The 17,325-nt window shown below is 34.4% G+C and carries 14 protein-coding genes and 1 tRNA gene; 14 read left to right on the top strand and 1 reads right to left on the bottom strand.

Annotated features, from left to right (window positions below; all coding sequences use genetic code 11):
- Positions 1-4 precede the first annotated feature (4 nt).
- From lpoB to RHO11_09880, 14 genes are all read left to right on the top strand, one after another.
- Positions 5-637, top strand: coding sequence for a penicillin-binding protein activator LpoB (gene lpoB / locus RHO11_09945; GenBank protein WVD60808.1), 633 nt, complete (start codon positions 5-7; stop codon positions 635-637).
- 13 nt (positions 638-650) lie between these two features.
- A complete protein-coding gene (locus RHO11_09940) occupies positions 651-1,619 on the top strand; it encodes a hypothetical protein (protein ID WVD60807.1) in 969 nt (322 codons plus the stop codon).
- A 24-nt stretch (positions 1,620-1,643) separates the two neighbouring features.
- Positions 1,644-3,113: a serine-type D-Ala-D-Ala carboxypeptidase gene (gene dacB / locus RHO11_09935; GenBank protein WVD60806.1), complete on the top strand. Its 1,470-nt coding sequence runs from the start codon at positions 1,644-1,646 to the stop codon at positions 3,111-3,113.
- A gap of 387 nt (positions 3,114-3,500) precedes the next feature.
- Positions 3,501-4,067 carry an NADH-quinone oxidoreductase subunit J gene (locus RHO11_09930; GenBank protein ID WVD60805.1) on the top strand — a complete coding sequence of 189 codons (567 nt, stop codon included), beginning with the start codon at positions 3,501-3,503 and terminating at the stop codon, positions 4,065-4,067.
- Positions 4,048-4,350 carry an NADH-quinone oxidoreductase subunit NuoK gene (nuoK, locus tag RHO11_09925; protein ID WVD60804.1) on the top strand — a complete coding sequence of 101 codons (303 nt, stop codon included), beginning with the start codon at positions 4,048-4,050 and terminating at the stop codon, positions 4,348-4,350. Before RHO11_09930 ends, nuoK begins: the two co-directional genes overlap by 20 nt.
- Positions 4,347-6,194: a proton-conducting transporter membrane subunit gene (locus RHO11_09920; GenBank protein ID WVD60803.1), complete on the top strand. Its 1,848-nt coding sequence runs from the start codon at positions 4,347-4,349 to the stop codon at positions 6,192-6,194. The genes nuoK and RHO11_09920 overlap by 4 nt, the downstream gene beginning before the upstream one ends.
- Positions 6,195-6,217: 23 nt before the next feature.
- Positions 6,218-7,825, top strand: a complete 1,608-nt coding sequence (locus RHO11_09915; GenBank protein ID WVD60802.1) for an NADH-quinone oxidoreductase subunit M — start codon at positions 6,218-6,220, stop codon at positions 7,823-7,825.
- Between the two features lie 5 nt (positions 7,826-7,830).
- Entirely contained in the window at positions 7,831-9,492 is a 1,662-nt protein-coding gene (locus tag RHO11_09910; GenBank protein WVD60801.1) for an NADH-quinone oxidoreductase subunit N, read from the top strand.
- Between the two features lie 114 nt (positions 9,493-9,606).
- Positions 9,607-9,939: a preprotein translocase subunit YajC gene (gene yajC, locus RHO11_09905; GenBank protein WVD60800.1), complete on the top strand. Its 333-nt coding sequence runs from the start codon at positions 9,607-9,609 to the stop codon at positions 9,937-9,939.
- A 47-nt stretch (positions 9,940-9,986) separates the two neighbouring features.
- Positions 9,987-11,843 carry a protein translocase subunit SecD gene (secD, locus tag RHO11_09900; protein WVD60799.1) on the top strand — a complete coding sequence of 619 codons (1,857 nt, stop codon included), beginning with the start codon at positions 9,987-9,989 and terminating at the stop codon, positions 11,841-11,843.
- A 9-nt stretch (positions 11,844-11,852) separates the two neighbouring features.
- Positions 11,853-12,902, top strand: coding sequence for a protein translocase subunit SecF (gene secF, locus RHO11_09895; GenBank protein WVD60798.1), 1,050 nt, complete (start codon positions 11,853-11,855; stop codon positions 12,900-12,902).
- Between the two features lie 116 nt (positions 12,903-13,018).
- Positions 13,019-13,094 (top strand) — tRNA-Ala (locus RHO11_09890).
- Positions 13,095-13,278: 184 nt separating this feature from the next.
- On the top strand, positions 13,279-14,529 hold the full coding sequence (locus tag RHO11_09885; GenBank protein ID WVD60797.1) for an integrase domain-containing protein: 1,251 nt from the start codon (positions 13,279-13,281) through the stop codon (positions 14,527-14,529).
- 1,400 nt (positions 14,530-15,929) lie between these two features.
- Positions 15,930-16,244, top strand: coding sequence for a terminase small subunit (locus RHO11_09880; GenBank protein WVD60796.1), 315 nt, complete (start codon positions 15,930-15,932; stop codon positions 16,242-16,244).
- Here the strand turns inward: RHO11_09880 and RHO11_09875 are convergent.
- Positions 16,241-17,032 carry a PhzF family phenazine biosynthesis protein gene (locus RHO11_09875; GenBank protein ID WVD60795.1) on the bottom strand — a complete coding sequence of 264 codons (792 nt, stop codon included), beginning with the start codon at positions 17,030-17,032 and terminating at the stop codon, positions 16,241-16,243. The genes RHO11_09880 and RHO11_09875 overlap by 4 nt on opposite strands.
- Positions 17,033-17,325 lie beyond the last annotated feature (293 nt).

Raw genomic sequence — 17,325 nt, 5'->3', positions numbered from 1 at the left:
TTATATGATTAATTTATACCAATCCCTAAACCGATGTACTCTCGCAATTACTTTAGGACTTAGCATAATATTAACGGGTTGTTCATCAAATGTTGAATATGTCACTGCTGATAACGCACAAGATGCCGTTAGCTTAGGACTTGATAGTCAAGACTTTGAACTGGCAGCTCAAGAGTCACTGAATTCATTATTAGCAAGTGATGTATTGAATAAACCAGGCGGAGGACGCTATGTTGTTGCTATTGGTAAAGTTGTAAATGATACAACTCTACGCATTGATACCGATATGCTGATCAAAAAAATTCGTATCGGCATGCTACAATCCGGCAAAGCAGTGATTACAACAGCCGTTGCGGGGAATAGTAATAACGTTGACGATTTAATTTATGATGTACGTGAATTACGTGATAATGATGAATTTAAACAAGATACGATTGCAGGCAAAGGAACCCTATATGCGCCAGACTTATCATTAACTGGAAAAATTTTACAACGTATATCTCGTACTGGTAAAAATAAGCAATTAGTTGAGTATTATTTACAGCTAACATTAACTGATGTAAAAAGTGGCTTAGCTTACTGGGAAAATGAGAGTATTGTACGCAAATTAGGTAGCAATAAATCAACTGCTTGGTAATAAAAAGGGATTTATGATGAAAAAATGCATAAAATTAAGTATCTCTCTAGCAACTATTTTATTTCTAGTTGCTTGTAGTTCACAAAATACGGTGAAAGAACAACAAGCGCCTAAAAATGATGTTGATGTATCAACAACCGATGAGAATAATAGTGCCACTTATACTAATGGGTTAGGAGAGACGCAAATTGAACGGTATAAAATTGTGGTCTTGCCAACGCAAGTGGATTTAACAAGCCAGAATGCTTTTCCAATTTCGCCGAGTGCCTTATCGAAAACATTAACTCATGACATTACAACAGCACTGTATGAAACTCACCGTTTTGAGCTTATCTCTGCTGAAAACTACATGAGTGATGGCTTAGAACCTAATAATGTCACTGAACTATCTGATTTTTATCTGCAAAGTACGTTAAATCAATTAGATACTGAAGAGACTGTTCGTATTTTAAAAGCCACTGGCCAAGGCGTTACTGAGAAAATCGTCTCAGCAACAGTGCTATATCAAATCATTGATGCTAAAAGCAATAAGATTGTATTTAGTAACACATTACGTTATCAGTTAAAAAGTACCACTAATAATGAGAGTTTTAGTACTACCATTAATAATACTCTGCAATCTGTAGCTGATTTAATGAAAAATGAAATTATTGGTGAGATCTATCCTATTCGTTTAGTTTCTGTTTCAAATTATAACGAAATAGTATTAGATTATCCGTTACCATTAGGCTCGCAATGTGAAGTTACACGTTTAGGAAAGAAAGTTAAAGACGTTTATACCGATAGCCTACTAGGCTATGAGCAAAGTACAGTCGGTAAACTATTGATTACGCAAACAACAAGTGTGCTCTCGTACGGTGAAATGCTTAACGGTGTTGCACTTAAAGGTGATATTTGTAAACCGATCCAAGCAACATTAAGGGTCGCCCCAGAACTAGTAAAACAGACACCACAAGGTGGTGTTGTATTACCATTTGATTAAACACTTTAAATAAAGTTGTTATATATGAAAAGACTAGTTTCAATAATCAGCCAATTACTCATATTGGCTATCGCATTAAATATCACAAATACTTATGCTGAAAACAAAACAGAACTCTCTTCCTACCTTTCCCTTTTACCTAAAGGTACTGATTTATCAGTATTAGTCGAGACTGTTGATAAAAATCCAACCACACTAGCTGCTTTTCAAAATGATCAGTTTAGGCAACCCGCAAGCGTACAAAAATTAGTAACAGGGCTTGCTGCAATGCTTGAGTTAGGCCCTGACTTTCGTTTTGTGACTCGCTTACAAACAACTGGCAAAATCAGTAACAAACAATTAAAAGGCGATCTCATTATTCAATTGAGTGGCGATCCGACATTGACACGTAAACAACTTGCCGAAATGCTTTCGGTATTGAAGTTGAAAGGTGTCGATAAAATTGTAGGCAATATTGTTATCGACAACTCTATATTTATCGGCCACGATAAAGCCTCTGGTTGGTCATGGAATAATTTAACATCTTGCTATAATACCGCCCCATCAGCAACGATCATTGATGAAAATTGTTTTTATGCGGGTATTTTGCCTGCACAAAAAATTGGTAATAAAGCAACCACATCAGTGTCATCTCGCTATCCAATCACGATCACAAGTGACGTTAGAACCATCAGTAATAAATCGCAAACCTTAGATGATAAATATTGTGAGCTCAATGTCACATCAGCCGATAAAAATCGTTATCACTTATCCGGTTGCATTAAACACAGTAGCCAAAAAAGTTACCTTAAATTTGCAGTTACAGATAGTTTTGCCTACTTTTCTGAAATACTCAAAGCGGAGCTAGCACAAAAGCAGATTAAATTTACAGGACGCATTATTGAAGCTAAAGAGCCAATAACTCAATCATTAGCCCCCCTAGCGCTCAATCAATCGGAACCGCTATCAAAATTACTCACGATTATGCTAAAAAAATCGAATAACTTAATTGCTGATACGGTATATCGAACAATTGGGGCTCACCATTTTAACATGCAAGGTTCATGGCAAAATGCCAGTGATGCAGTGAAAGATATTTTGCTTAAAAAAGCGAATATTGATTTAGAAAATGCAGTCATTATTGATGGTTCAGGATTATCACGACTAAATTTAATTGATGCCAATAAATTGATGCAGATATTGCAATACATTGCAGCTAACAATGATACATTACATATGGTTGAAATGTTACCTATTGCAGGTGTCGATGGTACGTTACAATATCGCAAAAGTTTTGCTAATAATGAATTAAAATCAATTGTCTATGCTAAAACAGGGTATCTTGAAGGCAACTATAATCTAGCTGGATTCATCAAACTAAAAGAAGATAAATATGTTGCATTTGTGCAATTTATCTCTGGTTATAATTATATCACGCCAGACTCTGCGGCCAAAAATAGTGCCATAATTGAGTTTGAAAGGACGCTTTATCAAGATATTCTAAAAAAACGTTAGTCCTAATATGATATACTACTTGGTAAATATCATGTTATTAACAATAAAATGGGTTAATTATAAAATTTGTAACAGTCATTATAATCTGATTTTTAATGATTTTTACATTCAAATTAAATAATCTAACTCATTATTATTTATAATAAATTGTATTATAAAAAAATACTTAACTGTAGTAAGCATGTATTTTCAAGCTATTAAGAATAAATTAGCTAGACTTTTTTTTTAATAAGCATAAAAATAAGCAGTTAAAATAATCGTTCAAAATTTTATGTTATTACCTCACTAAAATTTTTGACAGTCAGTTCGACATCTTACTGTAAGAGAAATAATAGTATCTTCATCTAACTGACTCACAATATAGAATACAAATTGGATAACAAATAGATGGTTTCTGTTTTTTATATTGCAGCAATTATTACTGTATTGGCAAGCATTAAAGCCATTAGTAGTCGACGCTCAATGAGCGCTTTACTGTACTTTGTAATTTCTCTGCTAGCAACCGCTGTAGTTTTTTTTATTATGGGTGCTTATTTTTCAGCAGCCCTAACCGTTATACTGTTTGTTGGAGCAGTATCCTTACTTTTTCTCTCAGTGTTATCACTAATCAATCTTCGCTACGATGCTGTAGAGCAGAATAAACGCGGCATCAGCCCTAAAATTTGGTTAGGCCCATTAATTTTAGTTTTTGTCCTCTTAGTTACATTAATTTATGGTATTGCCAGCACAGATTATTCGGCTTTAGAAGTGACACAGCCAGAAAATGAAAGTCTTACCGATATGTTCTTGGGCTCGTATATTTTAGTTATTGAGTTAGCGATTTTACTATTACTTTGTGGATTAGTAATTGCCTATCATTTTATTTATCGCTTATATATTCATAAAGAGATACCGCCTACTTCCACCAAATCCATAACAAATAAAGGGGAAAAATATGATTCCACTAATGCATAGCCTAATTCTGGCAACATCCCTGTTTATCATTGGTTTATTTGGTGCATTGATTCGCCGTAATTTCTTATTTTTACTATTAAGTTTAATGGTTATGATTAATGGAGCCTTAATTGCTATCGTTGCTGCGGGCGCTTATTGGCAACAGTCTGATGGGCAGATCATCTCAATTTTAGTGCTAAGTACAGCTATCGCTGAGTCTTGTATTGGCCTGGCTTTACTAGTAAAAATGTATCATCGCCGCAAAACGGTAAATATTGACGCACTGAGTGAAATGAAAGGATGAATTTACTTTATTTAACAATTGTTATCCCTTTACTCTCTTTCTTAATTTTAATTTGTTTAGGAAGAAATATAAGTAAAGAAAACATTATTATTGTCGGTATTAGCACAATAGGTTTGGTGTGTGTATTAATGCTATTTGTATGTATCGATTATCAAACAAATACTTATCCTGACACATCTCTAATATACTCCCGCTTATTATGGGAGTGGTTTAGTATTGGCGATACTAAAATCTCAATAGGGTTACAGCTGGATGGTTTATCGCTGGTTTTTTTAGTGATTATTTCACTATTTTGCTTACTGATTTACTCTTTCTCGGCATACTATCTTACTTCATCAAAAGATACCTATACGTTTTTTGCCTATGGTAATTTACTGATTGCTAGCCTATTTCTATTAGTGTTAGCCGATAACTTATTTATCCTCCTACTAGCTTGGGAAGGAATTAGTATTAGTAGTTATTTATTAATTGGAATCTATTACCATAAACGACAAGTTAGTTTCTCCGCGATTAAAACATTTATTATCATGAGTATCGCTGATGCGTTTTTATTATTTGGTATTTTCTTAGTTTACAATGAATTAAATACCCTAAATATTCGCGATGTTCTCACCCTTGCTAATCAAAATTTAGCGATTGATTCAGAAATTATATTTTGGATTACGTTAGTCTTCTTAGTGAGTGTTATTGGTAAAGCCGGATTATTCCCTTTCCATACCATTTTTACCGAAACAAACATTGCTCCAATGCCTGTAATTACGTTATTACAATCAGTGATGGGGATTTTATCTAGTGGTTATTTTATATTACGATTAAGTCCTCTGTTTATGATGTCCAGTGATGTCTTTGTTATTATGGGTGCCGTCGCTGGTGTTGGACTGATATTCTCAAGCTGTGTGTCATTAGTTCAAAATAATATAAAAAGCTTAGTGACATATATTAACTTGAGTCAAATTAGCTACCTCTTTTTCGCCTTTGTCATTCAAAATTGGGTATTATCACTCAATTATATTATTAGTTATTGTGTGACTAGCTCATTATTACTGCTCTCTAGTGCTATTTTAATTAAAATTTGTAACGGAGAACAAAATATTCATAAGCTAGGTGGTTTGTATCGTCGATATCCGTTACTGTACGGAACATTTCTATTATCAGCAGCATCACTCTGTGCGATGCCTTGGGTTATGTCGGCGTTCTATACTAAAGGCGATATTATTTGGGCATTAGTTACCAAAGAGAAAATGGGATTAGGAATCATTGCATTAATTGGGGTGCTACTATCAAGCTTAAGTATTTTAAGACTGATTTTTACCGTTTTCCATCATAAACAAAAACTAACGACTTTTACACCAATTACTCGATATAGTTATATTCCTTTAGTCATATTGGTGCTGATGTCTACAGCTATTTTTAATTACCTTCCATTACCGATAGAAGGAATTATTCCGAATGTTGATTTTAATACTAAAAATCAGTTAATTTTACAAATTTTATTAGCTGCAATCACGATTTTAAGTATTCTAATTGCTTATATACTATTTTTTGATATTAACTCTGAAATTCATGAAATATCCAATACACCAATTGGTAAAGCATTTTTAAAGTTATGGCGTAATGAGTGGTATTTTAACCAGTTACTTGAGTTAGTTTTTGTACGACCCTATCTTTATTTAGCCCAGCTAATTAAAAAGGATCCGCTATCACAATGGAATCAAATAATAAATTGGGGTATTAGGAAGATAAACTTCCAAATTGATTTATTAGAAAATGGTCGATTACGCTGGTATATGATGTCAATAGTGAGTGGTAGTATTATTATCTTATTACTGCTTATTTTGTTTTAATTATAATTACGGAAGGTTTTTCTGTGTTACTTTGGCTTGTTTTTTTACCATTATTAGGTGGATTAATTGGGTGGCTATTAGAAGCTAGCCTAAAGCGTTCATTTACCAAAATGGAACAATGTAGAATCGAACAAGAAAGTCGATTTTTTTTAGTCAATAAATTAAAAAGTGAATTATGTTACTTCAGTGCTGGATGGGTTGCATTATTAACGATGCTTATTGTGTTCGTTATGATGACAATACTCAGTATCGATGCACTAACAAGCTTCTATCAAGGGCAGATGTGGGTCAAAGAGTTTGATGTAAACTGGATCCCATTACTCGGCATTAAATTTCATCTTGTCTTAGATGGACTCTCAATTCTTATGGGAATGCTAGTCAGTACGATTGTCCTCATTGCGATCTTATATTCACGAAAAGAGAGACCAAGTAGTTCTGGTTTATTCTATTTCTGCTTATTATTCATGGCATCAGCGATAATCATGCTGTTTATGGCTATGGATCTTTTTTTATGGTTCTTTTTGTGGGAAGCTGTAGCGATTCCATTCTATTTTCTAATTACACTATGGGGACGCAGAGACTCCAGCGCATCATTAAAAACAAATGGAGCGAGTAAATTTCTGGTTTACACTCAAATCACCAGTCTATTAATGTTATTGGCCATTATTTCATTGGCATTAACAAACTGGCAAATCACCAATGAATGGACATTTGATTATAATGTGTTAATGAAAACCCCAATTTCAAGCTATTTTGAATTTATGCTTATGCTTGGTTTTTTAGCTGCATTAGTGGTCAGAATACCGTTACTACCTTTTCATAATTGGTTTATTGATGCACATATTGAAGCCTCTACAACGGGCTCAATTATGATTAGTGGTTTACTGGTGAATACTTCAATTTATGGTCTATTGCGATTTGTATTCCCCCTCTTCCCTAATGCCTCATTAACAATTAGTCCATTTATTATCATTCTCAGTTTATGTACTCTGTTTTACATGGCTCTGTCATGTTTTAATCAAAGTGATATCAAACGCTTAATTGCTTATGCACATATTGCATTGATGAGCTTTATAACAGCCGTTGCCTATAATGGCTCATTATTTGCCTATCAAGGTGTAGTATTACTGATTATTTCAATTAGTTTAGTGATTGTTGGTCTATTTATTATTAGTGGTTTGCTGACAGAGTTTTACTTAACAAGAAATATTAATAATTTCTTAGGATTAAAATCACATGTTAAGTATTTATCAACACTAACATTATTTTATCTATTAGCAATTTTAGGTATTCCTGGAACAGCAAATTTTGTGGGTAATTTTATGACCGTGTTTAGTAGTTATCAAAATTCAACCTATATGGCTATTTTCTTAATTATTGGACTAATTCTACTATCCATCTCTATTATAGTTCGTACGCAGCCTATTTTTTATGGTGTTATTGATAAGCAGCAATCAAATAAGAAATCTGTTTGTTTTAAAGATCTATTTTTATTAATCGGCATATTAGTGATCTTATTTTTTATTGGGCTATATCCACAATGGGTTTTAGATATATCGTCACCGCCATTAAATAAAATTCAACAAATTATTAGCAGTGCACAAACCAATCTCATCAAAGGAGATGTTTAACTATTATGATGGCGATTACAATATCAGAATTAATCTACTTATCACCGATACTAATATTGAGTTTGGCGATTGTTATCTTATTATTTTTACTACTTTTATTACGTGTTGACACTAAATTTTCAGCAATATTTGCGATTGCTTGTTTGACCATTGCTTTACTCACCTCCGTATTTATTGGCGGCAAGATAATTATTAATGATCATAGTTTAAGTACAGATCCAGCAACCAATCAAGTCGAACAAACGATCCAAGAAGAGAGTGAAAGCAATCCTTATATTATTCCAGCGATACCAGATGACAGTAGTATTAAGGGTTTAGACAGTAATAATATAAGTGCAAAAGAGAGTAGTCATTTGTCTTGGCAAGCCAGCTATGTCACATCACTCTTTACTAGCGACGCTTATGGTGCGTTATATACTAGCCTGATTCTATTCTTATCCATTGTAGTTTCAACATTATCTCTTAACTGGTTTAAAAATGATGAGCAACAGCATCATGGGCTATTCTATCTAATGGTGCTATTTTCCTCATTGGGCGCCACTATTTTAATCTACTCAAGCCACTTGATGTCGCTATTTATTGGTATCGAATTACTATCTATTCCAATCATTGGATTGATCGGTTATCAATATACACAGCAATATTCTTTAGAAGCAGCAATAAAATATATGGTGCTATCGGTTATCTCAACAACATTTTTACTATTAGGTATTGCGTTTTATTATGCGGCGACAGGTGAACTTACCTTTAGTGGCCTAAGTTTCCAACTATCAACAGTCTCCGCGCCAAGTATCTTGTTATTACTTGGGGTCTGTTTAATGTTGGTTGGAATTGGTTTCAAATTAGCACTAGTGCCATTTCAACTCTGGTTACCTGATGTCTATCAAGGAGCGCCCGCGTGTATTGCACTATTACTAACAACAGTAAGTAAAGTTGCTATTTTTTGTGCAGTAGCTAGACTATTTTTATTAGCCCCGATTGTGAATAATGAAACGATTCGAATAATTATGGTCATCATGGCATTTTGTTCAATTATTTGGGGAAATGTCTTTGCGATTAAACAACAAGATATAAAACGACTATTAGCTTATTCTTCGATTACTAATTTTGGCTACCTACTTATTGCTTTAATTGCGGTACAGTATCAAGTATTGGCACTGGAAACCATTGGTATCTATTTGATCGGTTACATTTTAGCGAATATCTGTGTACTTAGCGTAATTAGTTTAGAATCAAAATCAACAGAGACTGATAGCAAAAATATCAATTTAAGCGGGCTCTTCTGGCGTAGGCCAATCGTTGCGCTTGCTATGGGGGTCGGTTTATTATCGCTCGCAGGTGCGCCATTAACCGTTGGGTTTATTGGTCGTTTTTCATTAATACTATTAGGCGTAACAGCGGAATTATGGTGGTTAATTTTAGCAATCATCATCGGTAGTGCCTTTGGATTATACTTCTATTTACGTTTAGTGATTAACCTATATATTAGAAGTCCAAATGATAATAGTGCTATAAATACCCAAGTATTACAAAGTAATCAGCAACAAAAAATAGGCATAAATGAAGTATTTATAGTCGGTTCTGCGTTATTAATTTTATTATGTGGAATCTATCCAAGGTGGTTATTTAATTTAGTTAGTGTCGCGCAATACCTAGCACCAAACTAATTAAATCATTAGTGGTGATAGAATGTTTGTGAAATTAGTGTGCTATAATGCAATTTCTCGTGTATCATTGTTCACCGATTTTTATTAATTTTTAACTGACTCAAGAGGAAAAGTATGGACTTTTTTATCAGTAAAGCTTACGCCGATGGCGGAGAAGTAGCCGAAAGCAATCCTTATTTTTTACCAATTATGCTTGTTGTATTTGGTCTATTTTTTTATTTCATGATTATGCGCCCACAACAAAAACGCGCAAGAGCTCATAAAGATTTAATGTCATCTATTTCAAAAGGTGATGAAGTATTAACTAATGGTGGTTTAATCGGCCGTGTAGCTAAAATCAGTGAAAATGGTTACGTTTCATTAGAACTCAATGACACAACTGAAGTTGTGATTAAACGTGATTTTATTACTTCCGTTCTTCCTAAGGGAACAATGAAATCTTTATAATTCATTGTATATAATAAGTTAACTAATAAACCACAAGAGAATACGTCGTGTTAAATCGCTATCCTTTGTGGAAGTATATTTTGTTGGTCGTCGTAATACTCGTCGGCCTACTTTATGCACTTCCAAATATTTATGGTGAAGACCCTGCAATTCAAATTTCTAACACCAGAAGTTCTGAAGTTACAGTCCAAACTCAAGAAGAGATTCAAAAGCTTTTAAGTGATAATCAAATTGAAGCTAAATCAATTGTATTTGAAAATAATTCAATTCTAATTCGAGTTGCCAATAATGATATTCAGCTTAAAGCCAAAGAACTTATTGCGGAAAAATTAGGTGATAAATATATTGTCGCTCTCAATTTAGCGCCAGCAACCCCCGCTTGGTTAACCGCTCTTGGTGCAGCACCGATGAAATTAGGGTTAGATTTACGTGGTGGTGTTCACTTCCTGATGGAAGTTGATATGACTGCGGCGTTAGAACGGTTACTTGATCAAGCAAGCGATACATTAAAAGCTGATTTTAAAGATAATAAAATTAATTTCACATCACTTAATAAAACGAATGATCAACAAATTAGTATTATTTTTGCAGACGATGATGATAGAAATAATGCAATTGCAAGAATTAGCCAATTAGCTGACTATAATATTGCTGCACAGAATGATAAACAACTCCTGATTAACATCAGTGAAAATAGGTTACAGCAAACAAAATCAGATGCAGTTGCACAAAATACAACAATCTTAAGAAATCGAGTCAATCAGCTTGGTGTTGCTGAGCCTATCGTACAAAGACAAGGTTCTGATAGAATTATTGTTGAATTACCTGGTATTCAAGATACCGCACTCGCTAAACAGATTTTAGGTGCCACAGCTACTTTAGAGTTTAGACAAGTCAATGATATCAATCCAAACACTTTATTAGATATCGTTTCTGGTTCAGCTAGACCACCTTATGGTTCAGAAATCAAATATACCCAAGAAGGTCGCCCCGTATTATTGTATAAAAATATTGTATTAACCGGCGATCATATTACAGACTCCTCATTCCGCTTGAATGAGTATGGTCAACCTGAAGTATCTATATCACTGGATAGTGAAGGTGGTAAAAAGATGCTTGAATTTACCCAAGCGAATCGTTATAAACCGATGGCAACACTATTTGTTGAGTATAAAGATTCTGGTAAAGTCGACAAAGATGGCAAACCTATTTTAGAAAAACAAGAACAAGTAATTAATGTTGCAACAATACAAGGTATTTTTAGTGACCGTTTCCAAGTAACGGGTATTAATAATGTAGAAGAAGCACGACAATTATCCTTATTACTACGAGCTGGCGCACTGATTGCACCAATTCAAATTATTGAAGAGCTAACCATCGGTCCATCAATGGGACAAGAAAACATAACTCAAGGTTTAGAGTCTTGCTTATGGGGACTATTAATATCAGTTATTTTCATGCTCGTCGTATATCGTCTATTTGGGGTGTTTGCTAGTGTTGCATTAGTCGCAAACCTTATTTTAATTGTCGGTATTATGTCCTTATTACCAGGTGCAACACTAAGCATGCCAGGTATTGCAGGGATTGTATTAACTGTTGGTATGGCTGTTGATGCAAACGTACTGATTAATGAACGCATAAAAGAAGAGCTGCGTAATGGCAGAGGTGTTCAACATGCGATCAATGAAGGGTATGCTGGCGCTTGGAGCAGTATCTTTGATGCTAACATTACAACTTTAATGACGGCGATCATATTATATGCTGTGGGTACGGGCTCAATCAAAGGTTTTGCAATCACATTAGGTATTGGTATTTTAACCTCCATGTTTACCTCAATTGTCGGAACAAGAGCATTGGCTAATTTAATATACGGTGGACGCCGTGTTAATAAGCTATCAATTTAGGAGTTAATGATGGCAAATTCACAGTTAACAAATAATCAAGGTCAAGAGCCACAAGTGAGTGTTGAATCACTAAATCATGGCCGACGAGTTATTGATTTTCTTCGTTTCGGCTTTGTAGCATTTGTTATTTCAATGGTATTAGTTGTCGCGTCTATCGTGGTTATCTTCGTCAAAGGTTTTAATCTTGGCCAAGATTTTACTGGTGGTACCACTGTCGAAATAACATTAAGTAAACAAATTCCACTTGATGAGATTCGTGTCAGCTTGAAAAAAGCGGGCTACGGAGAACCCGTTGTACAGAACTATGGCGGTAGCCGGGATATTATTATCCGTTTACCAGTTATCACCGAAGATGAATCTTTCGCACCAGGTAAAGAACCCGATGCAAAAGAGATTCAGAAAATTAATAGTATCGTTGGTACAAAAATCTCTGATCTCATGCACCAAGATATTGACTCAGGAGCACAGATTAAACGTGTCGCATTTGTTGGTCCAACAGTCGGAACTGAGCTTGCTCAAGATGGGATTTTGGCGATTTGTGCAACCCTAATTTGTATTTTAATCTATATTGGATTCCGTTTTGAATGGCGTTTCGGTACCGGTGCGGTTGTAGCATTAGCTCATGATGTTATTATCACCGCAGGTTATCTATCACTATTCCAACGAGAACTAGACCTAACAATAGTGGCAGCCATGTTGTCAATTATTGGTTACTCGTTGAATGATACCATTGTTGTATTTGACCGAATCAGAGAAAACTTCCGTAAGATTCGCCGAGCTTCACCTTATGATGTAATCAATATATCATTAACGCAAACACTAAGTAGAACCTTAATGACATCTGCAACTACGCTTGCGGTCGTTGTTATTCTATATATATTTGGTGGTAGTATGTTAAAAGGCTTCTCGGAAACATTGGGTGTCGGTATCTTATTAGGTACATTCTCATCGATCTATGTTGCTGCATATATGTCGTTGAAAATGGGTATCAAACGAGATCACTTTATTTCTCAAAAAATTGAAGCCGAAGGTGCAGATCAACCTTCTATTATACGTTAGAAAAATAGTGTATCGCCGATTTATTATACTGATTAACGAATAAATCGGTGATACATCAATTTGTATATTGACATCAATCGCTTGCTTGCATATCATTGCGCGTAAGTAGTATTTATGGGGCCATAGCTCAGCTGGGAGAGCGCAACGCTGGCAGCGTTGAGGTCAGGGGTTCGATCCCCCTTGGCTCCACCAATTCAATATTTATTAAAACTCATTAACCCCCATTTAAACCCATAAAAACCAGTAACTACAACGCTTTGTTAACTAATTAAAGCTCATTAAGTACCATTAACACCCATTTACAACCAGAATTAATAGGGGTATAAATAGGGGTATAAATTTATACCCTGAAATTTTGTACCCCAAAAGGTTGATTATGGCTATTAAAATAACACCACTTACAGACACACAAATAAAAGCATTTAAGCCAATAGACAAAGATAAAAAGTATTTTGACGGTGGTGGGCTGTTTTTATTGGTAAAAGTTAACGGCGTTAAAGTATGGCGACTAAAATATAAGAGACCTCTTACCAAAAAGGAAAACTTATTAACCTTTGGAAACTATCCCAAAGTATCACTACAACAAGCCAGAAAGCTAAGAGATGAAGCGAGGGAACTATTAAGCAATGGTATTGATCCACAGGAGCATAAAAAAGAGCTACTGGAACAAAAACAGGCAGATTTATATAATACTTTTCAAAATGTAGCACATGATTGGTTTAAGCTGAAAGCTAGCAAAGGATTATCAAAAGGTACACTAGATAGAACATGGCGATCCTTGGAGATATATATTTTTCCTTGTATCGGGCAAAAAGCAATAACATCATTAAAGGCTAAAGACTTTATAAAAGCACTTGAACCACAGAGATCAAGCAAGAAATTTGAAAATATTAAGCGGTTATGTCAACGCATCAATGAAGTAATGTTTTATGCGGTAAATATTGGATTAATTGATGCTAATCCTGCCGTAAAGATAAAAGATGCCTTTGAAACTCCAATAAAAGGACAAATGCCAACAATTACACGCGATGAATTACCCGAATTCATGAAAGCCTTATCTATGGCAAGAATAGAACTTCAAACAAGATGCGTTATAGAATGGCAGTTATTAACAATGGTCAGACCTAGCGAAGCTGTTGGCGCTAAATGGGAAGAAATAGACCTTGATAATAAACTTTGGAATATCCCTCCCGAGCGCATGAAAATGGATAGACCGCACAATGTGCCACTTTCAGCGCAAGCATTACAAATATTAAAGACAATGAAGCCTATTAGTGGCTCAAGAGTTCATGTTTTCCCTAGCATGAAGCCGCCTTACACTCAATCAATGAATAGTAGCACCGCTAATATGGCGATTAAAAGAATGGGCTACAAGGATAGATTAGTAGCTCACGGGCTAAGAGCGTTAGCTAGTACCGTGTTAAATGAACAAGGTTTTAATTATGACGTAATAGAAAGCGCACTAGCTCATACAGACACGAACACGGTAAGGCGAGCATATAACCGCGCTACCTATTTAGAGCAAAGGCGCATTATGCTAGATTGGTGGGGTGACTTTGTAGAACAAGCAAGTAACGGCAATGTATCAATATCGGGCAATAAATCATTTAAGGTTATAAATAGCTAGTTAAAACAATGGTGTAAGCATATATCTATAATTGCTTACAACATCAACAATATTAACGGGCGCAAAATTGTGCTTGCTCTATCTCTCTAAAATCTCAATAAATTCAATAGGCTTAAAATTGAGCTTGGTTAAGTAAGTGGCTCAAATTGAGCTACCAAATCAATCGGCTAACTTTTCAGCCAATCAGCCGTCTTTATAATGAAGATACCCCTTACCAAGAAAAGAATATCTTAAGTATTCCGTCAATAGTGTAATATCTTTTGCCTACCCCCTAAAAGTTTTATAAAAGTATCCACTTGTATCCACTTAATTCTTTCTAAGTATTGATATATAAGGTTTAGACCTAAGTGGATACTTGTAAATACTATCCCCTTGTATCCACTTGTATCCCCTTAATAGGTGCTATTTAATAACTTACTGAAATATAAAGAATTTAATAAAACGTAATTTCACACTTTGCTTATAAATCAATGTGTTATGTTTTTGTCAGTCCCATGATAATCTAAAGATATGAGCAAAAGTGCGCGCATTGTAGAATGTATTAAATAAATACCTTTCCTTTGGTAAGCATGATTATATTAGGCTAGGATTTGAAATCCGACCCTGTGACAGATTTTATTAAAATCACAGTAACATTAAACCCTAAGTTATTGATATTATCGGAGAACGCCAACGGCGTAACCGTAATTACAAAAAGCTAAATCTAATCATCTATTTATTAATCTAGTCCTAAAGTAAGTCAGGTTTTGTGACGGATTTTATTAAAATCATATAGATAGGTTACTGTTACTATGGGCGCGAACTATTTAAAGAGTATGACTTTTTATGAGTCGTAGACTACATAACGGTTACTAAATTTTTAGTAAACCATTTAAAGGTATCACTGAAGTGGTGATAGCTGAAAACTACAAGATCGTAGCTTTAATTACTGGGGGATCTCATATTTAACTTAAATGTAAATTCATTACCTCAATGGTGATCTTCACCATTCAGCTAGAGAAAATAACTCTTTGATTTTATTTAATTGCGACTGTAGCCCGTATTTAAGCGAGGGCAGAATATTGCCTTAGACTATTGGCATTATCGCAATGGTTGATAATTAGCCACCTCAAATTAGAGGGTACACCTTTATAATGATGTTGATTCGAGTAGGTACGCCCAAAACTGGACACACCCATAAATAAAGATAGCTTTAATCTCAATATCCAATAATCGGACTTTGGATTAGTTAAAGCGATGGCGGAAATCCGCCACCCATTACAAGGCGTAAACGGTTAATAATTGAACTACAAAACTTTTGTAGTAGAATAAGTGACAGGTGAAATGTCACAATTAAGAATTGTACAAAATTTAAGCGAAACACTAAAATGTGCATCGGTTGATAATAAAGGGCTAGAGGTATGAAAGGACGAAAAAGTAACCTAGATACACGATTAGTTAAGGCAAGGGGATACCTTAATAAAGGCTATAAAGAAAATGGCGGATTAATTCCGTCTGTTAGCGGATTATCGCTATATATTGGTTGTTCGCGTTCGAGCTTGTACAACTATGCTAATGAATCGGAAGAATTTAACGACTTGTTGGAAACGGTGAAAGCTATCCAAGAAAATGAGCTAATCAATAAAGGCTTATCAGGCGAGTTTAACGCGACAATCGCAAAGTTAATGCTTGCGAATCATGGTTACAGTCACAAGCATCAAGTAGATCTCAATTAAAAAGAAGTTAACTGAAGCTCAGATATTGAATATAACACAGCTCTACCTTTAAGTTTTATTCTGTCGTCATTGACTTGACAATATAATATACCACTTCTTTCCGATTCTTGTTTTGCAACTATTTTTTCTTTTTTCAATCTTTTCGCCCAAAACGGTGCTATATGGCAGTGACCTGTGCCACAAACTGGATCTTCGGATACATTTAATTTAGGCGCAAAGCTTCGGCTTACGCAATCATATTCAGAATTGGAGCTTCTTGCGGTTATATGCAGTAACAGACCAGGTAAGCTTTTGGCATTTTCTAGATCTATTTTAGCATTTTTAATTTGATTTTCATTTTCTAGTACACAAACTAAATCGCGATCAATCCACGTTTCCACTGGTGTAAATCCAATAATTTTTTTTATTTTCTCAGTTGTTTCAATTGATTTTAATGAATAACAAGGAAAATCTAATTCATACATATTATCAATTTTATTTACAATAAGGTCTCCACTTAATGTGTTAAAATGAATTTCTGTTAGTTCTTTCTCATAATAGTTCATTATTACAAAAGCTGTAGCAAGTGTAGCATGACCACATAAATCAATTTCACCATTGGGTGTAAACCAACGAAGTCTATAACTTTTATTTTCTTTAACCGCAAACGCGGTCTCTGATAAGTTATTTTCACTTGTAATTAATTGCATAAGTTTATCATCGAGCCATTTGTCCGTGATGCATACCGCAGCGGGATTACCTTCAAAAACTCTCTCAGCAAAAGCATCTACAACATACTGTTTTAACATTACCCACCTCTATTCTTTAATTATATAATAACCAATTATTAGCAATTTTTTTATTATAACAACGTAAATATTATTATCTATTATTTAAATAACTAAAAAGTTAATTAATAGTCACGTTAGATCTGACTCGCAAATATTTATAGATAATATAATTTACTATTATAGATAACTCCATTTTTATAATTTGTTAACTTACTTATTTTATTTGTTATTCTTTAATTAACTTTAGATGTTAATAAATGGCATTTAAGAAAGTTCTAATTTTTGGCAAGCATCATCATTAAAAGGCTAAA

It is taken from the genome of Orbaceae bacterium BiB, from assembly GCA_036251205.1.
GTDB classification, from domain to species: domain Bacteria; phylum Pseudomonadota; class Gammaproteobacteria; order Enterobacterales; family Orbaceae; genus Orbus; species Orbus mooreae.
This window is presented reverse-complemented; position numbering and strand designations above follow the sequence as displayed.